General features: G+C 69.2%; 16 protein-coding genes. 10 read left to right on the forward strand and 6 right to left on the reverse strand.

Features of this window, described 5'->3' with window-relative positions:
* Positions 1-157: 157 nt before the first annotated feature.
* From CLV54_RS00075 to CLV54_RS00085, 3 genes are all read right to left on the reverse strand, one after another.
* Positions 158-1,975, reverse strand: a complete 1,818-nt coding sequence (locus tag CLV54_RS00075; RefSeq protein WP_157802734.1) for a protein kinase domain-containing protein — start codon at positions 1,973-1,975, stop codon at positions 158-160.
* Positions 1,972-2,523 carry a hypothetical protein gene (locus CLV54_RS00080; protein ID WP_157802735.1) on the reverse strand — a complete coding sequence of 184 codons (552 nt, stop codon included), beginning with the start codon at positions 2,521-2,523 and terminating at the stop codon, positions 1,972-1,974. Before CLV54_RS00080 ends, CLV54_RS00075 begins: the two co-directional genes overlap by 4 nt.
* Before the next feature lie 201 nt (positions 2,524-2,724).
* Entirely contained in the window at positions 2,725-3,453 is a 729-nt protein-coding gene (locus CLV54_RS00085) for a lytic transglycosylase domain-containing protein (RefSeq protein ID WP_157802736.1), read from the reverse strand.
* Positions 3,454-3,517: 64 nt separating this feature from the next.
* On the opposite strand from CLV54_RS00085, the gene CLV54_RS00090 reads away from it, so the two are divergent.
* From CLV54_RS00090 to CLV54_RS00110, 5 genes are all read left to right on the forward strand, one after another.
* The gene (locus CLV54_RS00090; RefSeq protein WP_100342941.1) at positions 3,518-4,006 is read left to right on the forward strand and encodes a YajQ family cyclic di-GMP-binding protein; all 489 of its coding nucleotides are present in this window, start codon (positions 3,518-3,520) and stop codon (positions 4,004-4,006) included.
* 263 nt (positions 4,007-4,269) lie between these two features.
* A complete protein-coding gene (locus CLV54_RS00095) occupies positions 4,270-6,162 on the forward strand; it encodes a hybrid sensor histidine kinase/response regulator transcription factor (protein WP_100342942.1) in 1,893 nt (630 codons plus the stop codon).
* Between the two features lie 517 nt (positions 6,163-6,679).
* Positions 6,680-7,393 carry a haloacid dehalogenase type II gene (locus CLV54_RS00100; protein WP_100342943.1) on the forward strand — a complete coding sequence of 238 codons (714 nt, stop codon included), beginning with the start codon at positions 6,680-6,682 and terminating at the stop codon, positions 7,391-7,393.
* 162 nt (positions 7,394-7,555) lie between these two features.
* Complete coding sequence (locus CLV54_RS00105) at positions 7,556-8,878, forward strand: MFS transporter (protein WP_211294396.1); 1,323 nt, start codon at positions 7,556-7,558, stop codon at positions 8,876-8,878.
* Between the two features lie 144 nt (positions 8,879-9,022).
* The gene (locus CLV54_RS00110) at positions 9,023-9,985 is read left to right on the forward strand and encodes a sugar phosphate isomerase/epimerase family protein (protein ID WP_100343586.1); all 963 of its coding nucleotides are present in this window, start codon (positions 9,023-9,025) and stop codon (positions 9,983-9,985) included.
* Between the two features lie 36 nt (positions 9,986-10,021).
* On the opposite strand, the gene CLV54_RS00115 is transcribed toward CLV54_RS00110, so the two are convergent.
* The 3 genes from CLV54_RS00115 to CLV54_RS00125 form a co-directional block, all read right to left on the reverse strand.
* On the reverse strand, positions 10,022-11,068 hold the full coding sequence (locus CLV54_RS00115) for a lactonase family protein (RefSeq protein WP_157802737.1): 1,047 nt from the start codon (positions 11,066-11,068) through the stop codon (positions 10,022-10,024).
* Between the two features lie 87 nt (positions 11,069-11,155).
* Positions 11,156-11,950 (reverse strand): FadR/GntR family transcriptional regulator, encoded by a 795-nt coding sequence (locus CLV54_RS00120; RefSeq protein ID WP_100342946.1) that lies wholly within the window; start codon positions 11,948-11,950, stop codon positions 11,156-11,158.
* A 29-nt stretch (positions 11,951-11,979) separates the two neighbouring features.
* A complete protein-coding gene (locus CLV54_RS00125; RefSeq protein ID WP_100342947.1) occupies positions 11,980-12,429 on the reverse strand; it encodes a VOC family protein in 450 nt (149 codons plus the stop codon).
* A 149-nt stretch (positions 12,430-12,578) separates the two neighbouring features.
* On the opposite strand from CLV54_RS00125, the gene CLV54_RS00130 reads away from it, so the two are divergent.
* The 5 genes from CLV54_RS00130 (at position 12,579) to dhaL (ending at position 17,047) form a co-directional block, all read left to right on the forward strand.
* Entirely contained in the window at positions 12,579-13,676 is a 1,098-nt protein-coding gene (locus CLV54_RS00130; protein WP_100342948.1) for an isocitrate/isopropylmalate dehydrogenase family protein, read from the forward strand.
* Between the two features lie 27 nt (positions 13,677-13,703).
* On the forward strand, positions 13,704-14,513 hold the full coding sequence (locus tag CLV54_RS00135) for an SDR family NAD(P)-dependent oxidoreductase (RefSeq protein ID WP_100342949.1): 810 nt from the start codon (positions 13,704-13,706) through the stop codon (positions 14,511-14,513).
* A 187-nt stretch (positions 14,514-14,700) separates the two neighbouring features.
* A complete protein-coding gene (locus tag CLV54_RS00140; RefSeq protein ID WP_100342950.1) occupies positions 14,701-15,561 on the forward strand; it encodes a class II fructose-bisphosphate aldolase in 861 nt (286 codons plus the stop codon).
* 2 nt (positions 15,562-15,563) lie between these two features.
* Positions 15,564-16,418, forward strand: a complete 855-nt coding sequence (locus CLV54_RS00145) for an HAD-IA family hydrolase (RefSeq protein ID WP_100342951.1) — start codon at positions 15,564-15,566, stop codon at positions 16,416-16,418.
* A complete protein-coding gene (gene dhaL / locus CLV54_RS00150) occupies positions 16,415-17,047 on the forward strand; it encodes a dihydroxyacetone kinase subunit DhaL (RefSeq protein ID WP_100342952.1) in 633 nt (210 codons plus the stop codon). The genes CLV54_RS00145 and dhaL overlap by 4 nt, the downstream gene beginning before the upstream one ends.
* The last annotated feature ends 71 nt before the right edge of the window (positions 17,048-17,118 follow it).

The raw sequence follows: 17,118 nt of genomic DNA on the forward strand, positions 1-17,118 counted from the left end.
GGGCTCCCGGGATGATGAAGGCGAAGCCGGCCGCGGACACGAGCCAAGGCGGGCCAAGAGAACACCCTCGGATCATGAGATGAACGGGGCGAATCGTTCCGCTTAAGGCGAGATGGACGTGACGTGATCACCAGGCGGATCGTCGAAGTGTTCATCATCATCGGCCATCTCCGGTCGGCGGCGGGCTCGTCGTCGAGCCGGGGGTCTGGGACGGCGTGGAGCTGGGCGTCGGGGACGGCGTGGCACTCGGCGTCGACGTCGGCACCACCGGATGCACGGCCCCGACGAGCATGATCGTCGAGCCGAGAGCAGCCCGCACGCCCTCGGCGGGCTCGCTTGCGACGACACTGCCCTCCGGCGACGACGGCTCCAGGCGCGAGACGACGCTCACGACGAACCCCGCGGACTCCAGGAGCGCCGTCGCGTCGGCGAGCGCCAGACCCGCGGTCGCGGGAACCCTGTTCGAGCCCGAGGCGACGACGAGATCCACGGCCGTGCCCGGTGCGAGACGCTCGCCCGCTGCGGCGGAGGAGCGCAGGACGGTGCCGGCGGCCAGCTCGGAGTCGTCGCTCGTGACCGCGCCGACCGTGAGCCCCGCCGCCTCGAGCGCGCTGCGGGCCGAGGCCAGGGGCAGCCCGCCCAGAGCGGGCACGATCGGCCTCTCATCGACGACCATGGGCTCGGATGTCGCGGTCGGTGTCGGTGTCGTCGTCGGGGTCGCCGTGGGAATCGAGGTGGGCAGCGCCCGGGGCCCTCCGGGGTTTCCATACGCGGCGGCGAACCCCCACACCACGACGATGAGGGCGGCCACGAGCGAGGCCGCGGCCCATCCCGAGCGACGCGACGGCTGCTGACCGGCGGCGACGGTGACCGCCGAGGTGCGCGTCGGTACCGATGAGAGACCGGGATGCCGCGCCACGACCGTGCGCTCGGACGCGGCCGGCAGCACCTTCGTCGCGCCGTCGTCCGGATCGCCGAACCCCTCCGTGTCATCGTGGCCCGCGCCGTCCAGGCCGCCGAGCACCACCGTGCGCGCCGCAGTGCTCGGCGGAGCAGCAGCCTGCAATGCGTCGAGCATGGTCCGGGCATCCGGATAGCGGCCCTGCGGATCCTTCGCGAGCCCGCGCACGACGAAGCGGTCGAAGCCGCGGCCCACGCCCGGTCGCAGGGAGGAGGGCACGGGCGGCGGCGCCTGCACGTGGGCGCGCATGACCTCGCGCTGCGTGTCGCGCTGGTAGGGCGGCCTGCCGGTCACGGCGTAGTAGGCGAGCGCCGCCACCTGGTAGAGGTCGCCGCGCTCGTCGACCGTGAGGCCCCGCGCCTGCTCGGGCGACATGTAGTTGACGTTGCCGACGACTCCGGGGGCCTTCGCGCCCGCGCCGTCGGCGGCATCGGCAGCGGCAGCACCCGCGGTCGCGACGGCCTCGCTGCGGAGCACGTCGTGGCCGAGGGCCTGACGGCCGGCGGCATCCGCGAGACCGAAGTCGAGCACCCGCACCCGGCCGGCCTCGAGCTCCGAGCCGGCCGCCGGAACCATGACGTTCGACGGCGAGATGTCGCGGTGGATGACGCCCGCGGCGTGCGCGGCCTGAAGCCCGAGCAGAACCCCCTCGATGACGGCGACAGCCTGCGCCACGGTGAGCGGGCCGTCCGTCTCGACGCGCTCGGCGAGGGTCACGCCCTCGGCCAGCTCGACAGCGATCCAGGCGCTCGGCACACCGGCCGCGTCGTGGGTGCCGACGCCGAGCACGGCGACCACGTTCGGGTGCCGCATGGCCTCGGCCGCGCGCGCCTCGCGGAAGAAGGCCTCGCGCGCCGCCTCGTAGGCCGAGAAGTGGGGGTGCAGGATCTTGAGGGCGAGCGGACGCCCCGTGCTCACCTCGACGGCCGAGAAGACCGATGCCGTGCCGCCCGAGCCGAGCAGCTCGCCGAGCCGGTAGCGCCCCGAGATCAGGCCGTCATCCGGCACGGTCACCACACGGAGGCGTGTGCGGACTCGTCGACGCGCACCATCTTGCGGCCGCGCGATGTGGAGCGCGGCGACTCGTCGAGAACCGCCTGCCCGAGCGCGAGCACCGCGCCCGACGCGGTGTGCGCGGCGTCGGCCGCCGAGCCGAAGGTGCGCACGCAGGTGACCACGGGGGTTCCCTCGAACTCGAGGTACCAGAACCAGGTGCCCAGGTAACGGTGGCTGTCGACGCGGATGATGAGCTCGCCGGCGTTCTCCTGCAGCTCGCGAACGTGGGCGGACGCCCCGGCGAAGGTCAGGTAGGCTCGGGCGCTACGCCCGAGCTCACGGTTGTTGGAGGCGAGGAGCTGCCAGATCCCGCAGGGCCGCGACGGCTCGCGACGGGCGGTCGTCGAGGCGCCCCGTCCGGGGCCGCGGCTCGAGACGCCGGGTCGCGGCTGCGGCTCCTCGTCGACGCCGCCGAGCATCTTCATGTTGACGCGCTTCCAGACCGCGAATTGCGGGTCGTCGGTAGACGCGAACGAGGAGAACGACACCCTCGGGCTCAAACGCATGATCACTCCGACATCCGTCTTCGGGACAGCCTCGGGGGAAAGGAAACCATGGCGTTTTCGAAGCCTCTTGCCACGGTTTTCTCAGTTCACTGTCCCCCGCAGGGAAGATTCGGTTCGCCAGATGACGACCACACGACCCCCGGGTGAACGAGGGCTGGACGAAAGATGATCAAAACGCGGGCAACCACCCCAGTTTGGGGGTCAGTCGTTCGAGCCGTATCCGCTCGCCGCCTCCGCCACCCTGTCGAGGTACAGCTGGGAGGAGTTGTACGAGGCGATCCCGAGCGTCCAGCCGGCCTCGGTGCCCAGGTCGTCGCTCGCCCGGCACAGGTAGTTCGCGGCCGCGAGCGCGGCGTCGTCGATGTTGTCGACGTCGGCCACGCCGTCGCCGCTCGCGTCGATCTGCCAGTTCGCCCAGCTCTCCGGGATGAACTGGAACGGCCCGACGGCGCGGTCGAACTCGGCGTCGCCGTCGAAGGCCCCGGCGTCGCTGTCGGGGATGTGCTCGACGTCGTCGCCGTCGAGCGCCTCGCCGTAGATGGTGGGGCTGACCGTTCCGTCGGCGGCGATCGACGACCCCTGTGCGGAGCCGTGACGGGACTCGACGTAGCCCATGCCCGCAAGGGTGTTCCAGCCGAGCCGGCAGTCGGGCCGTTCGGCGTCCTTCGCGATCGCGGCGCCCGCGTAAGCGGCCAGGGCCCGCTCGGGGATGCCCGTGCGCTCGGCCGTCCGTGCGACCCACGCGGGGTCGACGAGCGCCGAGACCCCGGGGCCGGCGGGGGCGCCCGCGCTCGGCGGCAGCGGGGCCGGCGGGGCCCAGGCGGGAGGCGGCACGGGGCTCGTGCAGCCGGCGAGCAGCAGCGCGCCCAGCAGGGCCGGCAGAGCGGCCGTCGCGGCATGCGCGCGGCGCGGGCGTCGACGGTTGTTCACCCTGCCATCAGATCACGGATGTATAAACGGCGGCCACGCGGCATCCCTCGCTACCATTGACGGCATGGCAGATTCAACGTTCGATATCGTCAGCAAGGTCGACAAGATGGAGGCCGACAACGCCCTCAACCAGGCCCACAAAGAGGTCGAGCAGCGCTACGACTTCAAGAACGTGGGCGCCTCGATCGCCTGGAGCGGCGAGAAGGTGCTCATGAAGGCCAACACCGAGGAGCGCGTCAAGGCGATCCTCGAGGTCTTCGAGTCGAAGCTCATCAAGCGGGGCATCTCGCTGCGCAGCCTGGATGCCGGCGAGCCCTACGCCTCGGGCAAGGAGTTCCGTCTCGAGGCGAGCCTCAAGCAGGGCATCTCGCAGGAGGACGCGAAGAAGGTCAGCAAGATCATCCGCGACGAGGGGCCGAAGAGCGTCAAGGCGCAGATCCAGGGCGACGAGCTGCGCGTGCAGTCGAAGAGCCGCGACGACCTGCAGGCGACGATGGCGCTGCTCAAGGCCGCCGACCTCGACGTCGACCTGCAGTTCGTCAACTTCCGCTGAGGCCGGCCGTGCGCGGCTGAACCACCTCGGCGCACCTCACAACGACGCAACTCAAAACGACGGAGATTCTCCTCTTTTTGCCCCGTTTCGGCGCGAAACGGGCTTTCTCGTGCACAAAGTCCGTCGTTTTGAGTCGGCTCCGAGTCGGTTGTGAGCCGGAGGGGGGCGAGGACGAGGCGTTGCGCCCCGGCACGCTGGACCCCGGGCGGGCAGTGCGCGACACTGGACGTGACGCGCGATGGAGCGCGCCGGAAGGGATCACTATGACCCTCATGGGCCCGCAGCGAACGTTCGACGCGTCTGACGACGCACCCTCGTCGACACTCCTGGGCGACCAGCTCGCGAGCCTCGCCGCCCTCGCCAACGACCTGGCCGGCGAGTTCCGGCTCGAACCGCTGCTCGATCGCATCCTGCGCAACGCCGTCGAGCTGCTCGACTGCGAGAGCGGCTCGATCTGCACGATCGACGAGGCGGCGCGCAGCTACCGCAAAGAGGTCGACATCGCCGTCGGCTGCCACTCCGGCGAGGTCTTCCCCCTCGAGGAGGGCGTGACGGGCGCGGTCGTGCGCGCGAACGGCCCCGTGACCTTCGAGCGCTACTCGCTCGTGCCGGGCGGGCACATCGCCCCGGGCGACCCCCGCTACGAGGTTCCCGTGATCGGGGTGCCGATCCGGCTCAACGCGACGCTCATCGGCGCCTGCGTGGTCTTCGGGACCTCCTCGACCCGCGTCTTCGACCGCACCGACGTCGAGCTGCTCGGCCTCTTCGCCACCCACGCCGCCGTGGCGATCGCCAACTCCCGACTGCACACCGCGACGACCGAGAGGATGCGTGCCGCCGCGGTCACCGCCGAGCGCGAGCGCACCATGCGCGACGTGCACGACACCGTGGGCCGGGGCCTCGCCTCCGTGCTCCTGCACCTCGACGGCGCGATCGGAGACCTCGATGACGGCACCGGGCGCACAGCCCCGGCCGGGGACGACGAGGATGCCGGCCGCCCGCCTCTGAGGCAGGAGCTCGCGCTCGCGCGGCAGGCGGCATCCGAGGCCCTCGACGAGACCAAGCGCACCGTGCTCGGCCTCGGCCCCTCGGTGCTCGACCGCTGCACGCTCGAAGACGCCCTGCGGCAGGAGCTGGCCCGGGCCGCGCGCATGAGCACCCTGCACACGCAGTTCCTGAGCGTCGGCACCCGTCACGACATCGCGCCGGATGTCTCGCAGCAGCTGTTCCGCATCGTGCAGGAGAGCCTCGCCAACGTCGTCGCCCACGCCCAGGCCGCCACCGTGCGCCTCGGCCTCGTCTACGGCAGCGAGGGCGTCGCCGCGATCGTCGAGGACGACGGCTGCGGCTTCGACCACGACCACATCCGGCGGAGCTCGACGGAGCCGAGTGTCGTCAGGAACCTCGGTCTCAGCGGGCTGCTCGCCCGCGCGCACCAGGTCGGCGGGCGGGTGCAGATCGACTCGACGCCGGGCTGGGGCACCCGCGTGCGGGCCGACCTGCCCTACACCGCCGCCACGACCGACGACGAGCCGCTGCGGCACTGGCGGGTCGTCATCGTGCACGACCAGCCGGCGATGCGCGCGGGCCTCGTGCGCCTGCTCGCCCAGGCCGAGCCCGGCATCCGGGTCGTCGGCGAGCTCGCCGACGCCACACGGGTCGTCGACGCGATCACCCTCCTGCGGCCGGATGTCGTGCTCGCCGACATCGCGCTTCAGGGGGCATCCGGCGCCGAACTCGTGCGCACGCTGCGCTCGGCCGACCCCGATGCCGCCGTCGTGCTGCTCGTCGGCTCACCGGACGACGACATCCGCGAGGCGGCAGCGGCCGGTGCCCGCGGCTTCGTCGAGCGCACCGTCGACGCGGTGTCGCTCGGCCGTGCGATCGTCTCCGCCGCCACCGGCGACGCGCTCGTCGCGAGCGACGTGCTGCGCACGCTCGGCGGCTGGCCGAAGCCGGAGTCCGACGTCGACGACAGCGGCCTGACCCCGCGCGAACGCGAGGTGCGCGCCCTCGTCGAACGCGGTCTGCCCGACAAGCGCATCGCCGTCGAGCTCGCGATCTCGGTCAAGACGGTCGAGAAGCACGTGGGCACGATCCTGCGCAAGACCGGCGCGCACAACCGCACGATGCTCGCCGCGCTCGCCGTGCGCTGAACGACGTCGAAGCCGCCGCACACCGGACCGGCACGCGCACACAGGCGCGATCGTCCGGGCTCAGACGTCGAGCACGCCGAGCGGTCCGAGCTGCCGACGCTCCCCACGGCGCCGACGACGGTTGAGCGGCGTGCTCACCCGACGACGGCCGACGCCGCCGCCTGACCAGGGTGGATACGACGCTCCACGGCGGCGCCCGTTCCGGAGTCAACGGGACTCGTCGTCGCAAAATTGATCAACCGGTTGACAAGTTGATACCAAGCGAACATACTCGTCACAAGTCGCTGCTCCTGGCGCGGCTCCGACAGCACATTCGAATGGAGTCACCGTGGACGCCACAGCTCTCCGTCTGTTCGCATTTCCGGTTCATGCCATGCCGACTCGTCGACCGAGCCCGCAGGGCCACCCCGCCCGATGAGCCGCCGACGCTGCTCACGGAGTGGAACAGCGTGCAGCACGCACGCCGCCGCTCTGCATCGCGATTGATACCCGCACTCACGAAAGGCACTAGACAACGATGTCCCTCCCCGCAGTCAAGGCGCTGACCTTCGACGTGTTCGGTACCGTCGTGGATTGGCGCACCAGCATCGCGCGTGAGCTGCGTGCCGCGCTCGAGCCCGCAGGGCACGAGTTCGACTGGCTTCAACTCGCCGACGAATGGCGTGGCGGCTACCAGCCCGCGCTGGAACAGGTGCGGAGCGGCGCACGTCCGTGGGTCACCCTCGACGTGCTCCACCACGAGAACCTGGTCGAGCTGCTGGCGAAACACGACATCGCAGAGCTGAGCGAGAGCGAGATCGAGGAGCTGTCACATGCGTGGTGGCGGCTCGATCCGTGGCCGGATGCCGTAGAAGGACTGAGCAGGCTCAAACAGCGGTTCATCATCGCCACGCTCTCCAACGGCAACATCGCGCTGATGGTCAATCTGGCGAAACACGGCGCACTTCCCTGGGACGCGATCCTCGGTGCGGAGATCTCGCATTCGTACAAGGAGCAGCCGATCACCTATCTCGGCAGCGCAGAAGCCCTCGGGCTCCGGCCCGACGAATGCGCGATGGTGGCGGCGCACAACGACGATCTCGTCGCCGCCGGCGCCCTCGGGTTCCGAACGATGTACGTCAACCGGCCCGCGGAGCACGGCCCGGGCCAGACCACCGACATCCGTGCGCTGCACGACTTCGACATCGCTGCGACGAGCCTCACGGATCTCGCCCGCCAGCTGGAGTGCTGAGAAACCGACGACGTCCGTCATCGATGACGAGACGACTCCGTGACCCCCATTGTGAAAGGAGCTGTGGTGACCACCACACCAGTGAATATCGAAACGATGAACGGTGCCATTCGACACCTGCTGTCGAAAACCAGCGGTGCGGGCAACCGCGTCGGATGGCTCATGCTTGCATCCATTCTGGTCGAGGCATGGGACCTCTACTCGATCGGATTCGTGCTCGTCTTCATCAAGGACCAGTTCAATCCCGATCCGTTCGTGCTCGGTCTCGCCGCTGCAGCGACGCAGCTCGGCGCGCTCATCGGAGCCTTGATCGGCGGCTGGCTCGTCGACAAGCTCGGTCGACGCGTGATGTTCCTCGGCACGATGATCCTGTTCATCGTGCTCGCCCTCGCGCAGTCGATGGCGTGGAGCATCGAAGCGCTCATCGTCATCCGCTTCTTCCTCGGTCTTCCGCTCGGCAGTGAGCCGGCGATCGGGTTCAGCTACATCATGGACGCCATGTCGAAGTCGAAGCGCGAGCTGATGGGCACCAGATGGCAGTTTATGTTCGGCCTCGGCAACGCCCTCGCCGCGGCCGTGGTGACGCTGCTGATCCTGACCATCCCCAGTCCCGAAGCCGTCTGGCGCATCGCCCTCGGCATCGGCGCGATTCCCGCAGCCATCATCCTGCTCCTGCGGTTCAATCTGCCGGAGACGGCCATCTGGCTGATCCGGCAGGGGAGATTCCGCGAGGCGAAGGTCGCATCGCAGAAACTGTACGGCGACTCGCTCGACATGCTGCCCGACGAGGATGTCGTGGTGCCGAAACCGGCGCCAGCGGCTTTCCTCGCCGACCTGCGCACCGACCCCGTGAGAATGCGCGCCAGTGTGCACTCGTGGCTTGCGAACTTCCTCTCCACGGCACAGTTCCAGAGCTTCGGGTTCTACCTTCCGCTCCTGTTCGCCGCGCTCGGCGTCTCCAGCCTCACCGGCAACAACCTGATCCTCGTGGTGCTGTACTCGATCGCCGCCCTGTCCGGCTGGCTCGCGCCCTCGGTGGCCAAGAGGATCGGTCACCGCGGCGTTTCGATCCTCGGCTTCTCGATCGTGTTGGTGTCGCTGCTGTTCGCCGCGCTCGCGCTCCAGCAGAACTGGATCTATGTCGTTCCGTTCGCGGCGGCGGTGATGATCTACGGCGAGTACCTGTCGATCTCCAACGTCATGACGATCGCGACGATCGTGGCCAAGCCCGAGTACCGCGGAACGGCGGGCGGGTTCTCCTACGCGTTCGCCAAGCTCGCCGCGTTCCTCGCGATCTTCCTCTTCCCGTCGATCACCGCGGCCCTCGGGCAGTCGGGGGCGACCCTGCTCGTGTCGTCGTTCGCGCTCATCGGCCTCCTTTCGGCGATCTTCATCCTCCCCGAGGTCTTCGGCTACGACAGCGAGGCCATCCAGCAGAGGCAGGACGCGGCCGCCGCCAAGAAGGCGACGAGGACAGCAGGCTAGTCGACATCCACTCCGGCATCGTGTCGTGGCGCACTTCTCCGACGTACAGCCGGAACGCGCCACGGCACGATGCCCGTCTCAGATCAATCGTTTCGGACCGACGACGACGGCGGCCCACGTTTTATTTTAATGGAGCAGTACACGATGGCAGCACCAGAACCCACGGATCTCCCGATCACCGCCAGCATGAACGGCGCTCCTCGGGTCACGCGCGACGGACGCCCGATGCAGGAGGCGACCCCGCAGGAGTGGTCGGCTGTGTTCGAGGAGATCTCGGCCGAGGGCTTCGAGCACGTCGAGCTCTCCGACGGCTGGATCACACCCGCCGAGCTGACGCCGGAACGGCGCGCAGAGCTCCGCGCGGTCATCGCGGACGCCGGCCTCGCCCTGCCGTCTCTGCACATTCAGCGAGTCAGCGTGATCGAGCCCGGCCGCGGCGAACGCAACCTCGCTTATGGCCACGCCTCGATCGATGTGGCCGCCGAGTTCGGGGCTAGGACATACAACACCGGGCTGCACCGGCCCCTTCTGCCGGCGCAGCAGCAAGCACTGTGGTTCTGGACGGCCCAGGGCCCCGTCGACCCCGTCGACGACCGAGACGCCTGGGATCTCGCCGTCAGGAGAATTCGAGAGCTTGGCGAGCATGCCGGATCGGTCGGCATGGACCTCTCGCTCGAGCTCTACGAGGACACTTACCTGGGAACGGCGGACTCCGCCGTTCGTTTTGTGCAGGATGTCGGCCTCGACAACGTCGGCCTGAACCCGGATGTCGGCAATCTCATCCGACTGCATCGACCCGTGGAGGACTGGCGGGAGCTCTATGCCACGACCTTGCCGTATGCCAACTACTGGCACGCCAAGAACTACCAGCGCGACGAGGCCGACGACGGCACCTGGTTCAGCGCGATCCCGGCGACCGCGCGCGATGGAATCATCGACTACCGCGAGGTCATCGCCCTGGCGATCAGCCTCGGCTATCGTGGCGCGATCGTGTGCGAGCACTACGGCGGGGATGTGCTCTCCGTGAGCGCGGAGAACGCGAGCTACTTCCGGAGGATGATCCACTCGGCCATCACCCGGCTGCCCGACGACGTCGACCGGGCCTGACGGCCGGCAGCGTCCAGCCGGAAGCGCTCGAGCGGCCTACCAGTAGCGGATCATGGTGGGAGTCGCCACATCGAGGCTTCGCCCCGTCCACTCGAGTCCGCCGTCGCCGTCGATCGAGAAGCTCACGACCTGGTCCGAGTTCTGGTTGGCGACGAGCAGGAAGTCGGCCTCCGGGGTGATCCGGAAATGACGCGGCCACGCCCCGTGCACGTCCACACTGGCGCGCGGAGCAAGCTCTCCGGCGTCGGAGACGATCTCGAAGCTCGAGATCGATTCATCCCGCCGGTTGGCGATGTAGACCAGGTCGAGCTCGGGGTGAAGCGCGATCTCCGACGGCAGCGAGTCGCCACGACCCAGGCCGGGGGATGCGATGATCTGGCGCAGCTCGAGCCGGCGCGCGGCCTCGTCGATGAAGACGACCGATATGCCGGCACGGTTCTGATTGCTGACGAAGATCAGCTTTCGCTCGCCGTCGAAAGCGAGATGACGAGGCCCCGTCCCTTCCGGCAGAGCCAGCGAATCCACCAGTCGGAGCGGGGTCTCCGCCGCGCGATCGATGGCATAGAGCAGCAGTGCGTCGCGTCCGCAGTCGGCGGCGACGACGAGATCGCCGACCGAGAGCGACGAGTGCGGACGCGGCCGTGCTGCGCGACGATCGACCCCGGCCGGCCATTGCGGCGGGTCGATGACCTGGAGCACGTGTTCCGGCATGCCGTCTGCGAGCGAGATCACGCAGAACCGACGCCCCTGATAGTGCGCGGTGATCGCGATGCCGTGGGAGAGGTCCACGTGCACATGACAGGGCGCGTCGACGCCCGTCTCGACCCGGGATGCCTCGCCGAGCACACCATCGGAAGCGACCCGGTAGCCGACGAGCTCGCCGCCGTGTTCGACCTCTGAGGTGGTCCACAGGATGCCGGCGTTCCGATCGGAGAGGATGTACGCGGGATCGTCGTCGTGACGGGCGTCGAGAAGGGTCAGCGATCCGTCGGCCCGGTCGAGCTCGGCCAGGACGATGCCCGCGCCGTGCCCGTCAGGGGCGGCCGCCCACGGCGACGGCAGCGAATACGAACCGATGTGCATTCGCAGAGCCCGCTCGGCCATCGCCATCCCCCTACCAAATTGGTCAACCTGTTGGTAGCTTAGTGGAAGGCGTGAGCCAAGCCGAGGTCAGGAGCGGGAGTCCTCCTCCAGAGACTCCTTGAGCCTGCTGCTCGCTATGGTCATGTGCGCGCGCATCGTCTCCATGGCCGTCTCGGAATCGTGGTTCGAGATCGCCTCGAAGATGGCTGCGTGCTCGGCGAGGCTCTTGTGGGTCACCGTGCTGTCCTGGCTCGTACGCTGAACCCAGACACGAAGAAGCTCGCGAACGCTGTGCAGGATGTCGATGAGCACACTGTTGCGAGCCGTGCGAGCGACCTCGAGGTGGAAGGCGACATCCGCCTCCACGAACGCGGCCATGTCGTCGGCGGCGGCCTCCATCTGCTCGAGTCGCTGGCCGATCGCCGCGAGATCGTCATCGGTCGCGCGCTGGGCGGCGAGGCTCGCCGACAGGATCTCGAGGTGCTGGCGGATCTCGACGAGGTCGTGGGTACGAGGCTGGCCGAGCATCAGGCCCCAGTTGATGATCCTGGGGAGCAGGTCGGAACTGCTGCCTCGAAGATAGGTGCCCGAGCCCGGACGGATGTCGACGATCCCGAGCAGGTCGAGTGCCGCGAGCGCCTCCCTGACGGCCGAGCGCCCCACCTCGAGACTGGCGGCGAGTTGGCGCTCGGAGGGCAGACGGGTTCCCGGGGCGATCCTGCCGGTGGTGAGCTGATCGAGCAGACGTCGCGCGACGACGCTCACCACGGATTCGCGGGCGACGGAGCCGATGCTCTCTGCGAGCGCGCTCAACTCGTCCCGCGCCGCCACCCCGTCGGTCGACAGAGGGGGCGTCGCAGCGGTCGATGGTTCCAGGGCCATGGAGCGATCCTACGGGGCGCTGGAGCGGATCACCACGAGGGACGCGTTTCGGTCACCTCGATGCGCACCCCCTCCGGGGCGCCGGTGAGGAAGCAGGCGTCACGACGACGGCCCGCGCGGAAGATGGTCGACACCTCGTCGCCCGGGCGCATCTGCACGACGTCCGTGAGATCGTCGGTGGCGAGGCAGAAGTGATGGATGCCCTCTCCGTGCTCGGCGAGCCAGTCCCGGATCTCGATGCCGTCTCTGACGGGCTCGACGAGTTGTATAAACGCGTTTCCCGCGTCGAAATACACCAGCCTCGTGCCGGGATCCTCCGCCTGCTCGTCGCCGACCAGGGCGAAGCCGAGCACATCGCGGTAATAGGGGATCCACTTGTCGGCGTCCCAGACCGCGATACCGACGTGATCGAGACGCGTGAAGACGGCGCCGGTGGGCGCTTCCTTGTGACCGCTATCGGTCGGGAGGTTGGATGCCATCGGTCCCTGCTTTCTGCAAATCACCGCGATACCGAGACGCGGGAGGTGTCGCGTGCTAGCCTATCAACCAGTTGACCGGTTTGGAGCCTGGGTGACCGTGCGCTGTCGCCGCGCCTCCGTGCCAATGATGATCGCGAAGGAGCTCCACCATGTCTCGATTTCAGATCGCCGTGATCGGCGGCGACGGCATCGGCCCAGAGATAACGGACCAGGCGATGCGCGTCGCCGTGGCGGCGGCAGCGACAGTCGGTCACGAGCTGGAGCTCGTCGATCTCGATGCGAGCGCTCTGCGCTGGCTGCGAACCGGCGTCGCACTGCCGGACGAGCAGCTCGAGGCGGCGCGGGCCGCGGACGCCGTCTATCTCGGGGCGATCGGGCTGCCCGAAGCGCGGCACCCCGACGGGCGCGAAGTCAACGGCGACGTGATCCTGGGGCTGAGAACCGGGCTCGATCTCTACGCAGGGATTCGCCCGGCGAAGACCTATCCGGGCGTGCCGAGAGTGCTCACGAGCACGGCGGACATCGACTACGTCGTCGTCCGAGAGAACGTCGAAGGCATGTTCGCCTCCCGCAAGGGCGGGGCGAGGGTCGGCGACGCCGTCGTGACCGACACGCTCATCGTGACCCGCGCGGGCACGGAGCGCGTGGTCCGTCACGCCTTCGAGCTCGCGCGCGCTCGTCACGCACGCCGACCGGAGCGCCCGGCGATCGTCACGGTGGTCGACAAGTCGAATGCTTTTGCGAGCTACGCCTTCTTCCGGCAGATCTTCGACGACGTGGCCGCCGAGTTCCCGGATGTGAAGCGCGGTTACGCATACATCGACGCCATGACCACGTTCCAGGTGCAGCATCCTGAACGCTTCGACGTCGTCGTGACGGAGAACCTGTTCGGTGACATCATCTCAGACCTCGCGGGCGCGACGGTGGGCGGACTCGGACTGGCGGCCAGCGCGGATGTCGGCGACGATCACGGGATGTTCCAGTCGGCGCATGGTTCCGCGCCCGACATCGCCGGACGCGGGATCGCGAACCCCACAGCGGCCATCCTCTCCGCGGCGCTCATGCTGAACTGGCTCGGCACGAGCCGCGACGACGAGGCCGCGACCATCGCAGGAGAGCGCATCGACACCGCGGTGGCGAAGGTGCTGCAGAGCGGAGACACGCTCACACCGGATCTCGGCGGCAGCGCCACCTCCGCACAGTTCGGCGATGCCGTCGTTCGCGCCGTCGAAGACGACTCGCACTAGACATCCCGGTCGGCCGAAAGGAACCTCATGCTCATCGATCTGAACAAGAAGGTCGTCATCGTCACGGGAGCGGCAGGCGGGATCGGTGCGAACATCGCCGCGACCCTCGCCGACGAAGGCGCGACGACGATCGCCCTCGACCTCACCGAGGCCGCACTCAGCGAGACCGGTGCACGCATCGCAGACGCTCAGGGGGGCGGGGCGATCTACGCCGGCGATGTCCGTGACGCATCGCGGGTCAACGAGATCGTCGCCGACGTGCTCGCCAGATTCGGCCGCATCGACGTGCTCGTGAACAATGCGGGTGTCGCCGGCAACGGACTCGTCGAGGAGCTGGACGACGAGAGCTGGGACCGGGTCTTCGATGTGAACATGAAAGGCGTGTTCCACACCTGCCAGGCCGTCATCCCCGCCATGAAGGCACAGCGCTCCGGCCGGATCATCAACTCCTCGTCGTTCGCAGCCATCGTGCCGCTCGTCGGAGGCGCCCTGTACGCCGCGTCCAAGTCTGCGGTGACGCAGTTCACCCGCGCTCTGGCCGGCGAGCTCGGTCCGTGGAACGTCACCGTGAACGCCTACGCGCCCGGTATGATCCCCACGGCGCTCGGGCGCTTCGGCGAGATGTCGGCAGAACGACAAGAGCGCTACCTCGATTCGTTGACCCTGCGGCGCTGGGGCGAACCGAGCGAGATCTCCGAACTCGTCTGCTTCCTCGCGAGCGATCTCGCCCAGTACATCACCGGCACGCTCATCGACGTCAGCGGGGGGAAACTGGCGACTCAGCAGCCTCGTATGGCGTACGAGCAGGCGGCGGCGAGCGGCGACTACACCTTCTGATCGGGACCCGGTCCGCGAAAGCCCGGACCCGCGGATCGACCGCCTCGAGGGTGAGTGCGACCTAGGGCCCCACTTCCGCGCAGTACCCCGTGCTCGGTGAAAACCCCACCGGGCATGGGGGGAAGCACCAATACTGCGCGCCGCCGAGCCGACGTAGATTCGGGGCATCCGGTCAAGGAGGATCCCCGTGCCTGTCGTCTCCCTCAAGAGCATCGTCGATGAGGCGTTCGAGCACCGCTACGGCGTGCCCGCCATCAACATCGTCAACGACCTCACCCTCGCGAGCGTGCTCGCGGGCGCCGTCGAGGCGAACTCGCCCGTCATCGTGCAGACCTCGGTGAAGACCGTGAAGTCGATCGGCTCCGACGTGCTCTTCGCCATGTGGTCGGCCATGACCGAGGGCATCCCGGTGCCGGTCACCCTGCACCTCGACCACTGCCCCGATCGCGCGGTGCTCTCCGAGTGCCTCGAGAGGGGCTGGAACTCGGTGCTCTTCGACGCCTCGACGCTTCCCGTGGAGGAGAACCTGCGGCAGACGATCGAGGTCGTCGCCGAGGCCCGCCGCTACGGCGCCCACGTCGAGGGCGAGATCGAGTCGATCACGGGCGTGGAGGACGGCGTGGGCTCCGACACCGAGGCGGCACGGCAGAGCCTCGCGGTCTCCCTCGACTTCATCGAGCGCACGGGGGTCGACGTCTTCGCCCCGGCCATCGGCAACGCGCACGGCGTCTACAAGCGCGAGCCCGTGCTCGACTTCCAGCGGGTGAGCGACCTCGTCGAGGCGCACCCCATCCCCATCGCCCTGCACGGCGGAAGCGGCATGACGGATGCGCAGTTCACCGACCTGATCGCCCGCGGCTGCGCGAAGGTCAACATCTCCACCGCGCTCAAGATCCGCTACCTGCAGGGGATGCTCGAGGCCACGAGAGAGGCGGAGGCCGCTGACAAGTGGGATCCGCCGACCGTCTTCACGAAGGTGGAGAAGCAGATCCGCGACCTCACCGTCGGGCTCGCGACCACCTTCGGAAGCGCCGGAAAGGCGGCCTGAGCGTGCCCGCGCTCATCTTCGACTGCGACGGCGTGCTCGCCGACACCGAGCGTTACGGGCACCTGCCCGCCTTCAACCAGGTCTTCGAGGAGTTCGGGCTCCCCGTGCGGTGGAGCGAGGACGACTATGCGGTCAAAGTGCTCATCTCGGGCGGCAAGGAGCGGCTCGCGAGCCTGCTGACCCCCGAGTTCGTCGCCGAGGCCGGCCTGCCCGTCGACGAGGCCGGCCAGCGGGAGGCCGTCGCCGCCTGGCACAAGCGCAAGACGCAGATCTACACCGAGCTCGTCGCGACCGGCGCACTGCCCGCGCGCCCCGGCATCCGACGCATCGTCGAGGAGGCCGCTGCGGCGGGCTTCGACCTGGCGGTCGCCTCGACCTCCGCGGAACCATCGGTGCGCGCCGTGCTCGAGCACGCGGTGGGCCCCGAGCTCGCCGCCCGCTTCCACGTCTTCGCGGGCGACATCGTGCCCGCGAAGAAGCCGTCCCCCGACATCTACCTGCTCGCGCTGCGCGAGATCGGTGTGCCCGCCTCGGAGGCGATCGTCGTGGAGGACAGCGCGAACGGGCTGCGGGCCGCCGTGGCCGCCGGCATCCGCACGATCGTGACCGTGAGCAGCTACACCGAGAACGAGGACTTCACGGGCGCGCAGCTCGTCGTCTCCTCCCTCGGCGAGCCGGCGACGGCCCCGGGCGGCCCAGTCCCCGCAGCAGTGCTCGCTGCGGCCTCCGGGATCGTCCCGGACGGTTTCGTGGATGTCGGCGTGCTGCGGGCCGTCCTCGCGGCGCCCCCGCCCCCGGCATCCGGCCCGACCACGACCGCGTCCGCGGCGCCCGCACCAGACCAGGAGGATGTATGACCGCTCTCGAGACCACCGAGTTCGTCGTCCGCACGATCGCGCAGACGGCCGTCGACCGCGAGAAGGAGTTCGGCGACCTCGACGCCGTCGTCGGCGACGGCGACTTCGGCTACTCCCTCGCCCGCGGCTTCGAGATCGTGCTCGCCGAGTGGGACACCTTCGACCGCACCGACGCCGGCACCTTCCTCACGAAGATCGCCCTCACCATCACGAGCCGCATCGGGGGCACCTCGGGGCCCCTGTGGGGCACGGCCTTCCTGCGCGCGGGCGCCTCGCTCAAAGGCAAGGACACCGTCACGGGCGACGACGTCGTGGCCGCCCTCCGCGCCGCAGCGGAAGGCATCAAGGCGAGAGGGCAGTCGGATGTCGGGGACAAGACCCTGCTCGACGCGCTCGTGCCCGCGACCGACGAGCTCGAGGCCGCCCTCGCCGCAGGCGACGACCCCGCCGGCGCCCTCGACCGCACGGCGACGGTCGCCCGTGCGGCGGCCGACGCGACGACGACCATGCAAGCCCGCCGAGGCCGCGCGAGCTACACGGGAGAGCGCAGCATCGGCTCCCCCGACGCGGGCGCCGTGGCCGTGGCCGTGCTCGCCGAGCAGCTCGCGCTCGCCTGGCCGGAGCGCTAGCCGCGGCATCCGCCCGCGCCGACCCGAACGAACGCCCCATCCCGAACAGACAAGCCCACACCCGGAACAGA

The sequence above is a fragment of the Compostimonas suwonensis genome, assembly GCF_002797855.1.
Lineage (GTDB): Bacteria > Actinomycetota > Actinomycetes > Actinomycetales > Microbacteriaceae > Compostimonas > Compostimonas suwonensis.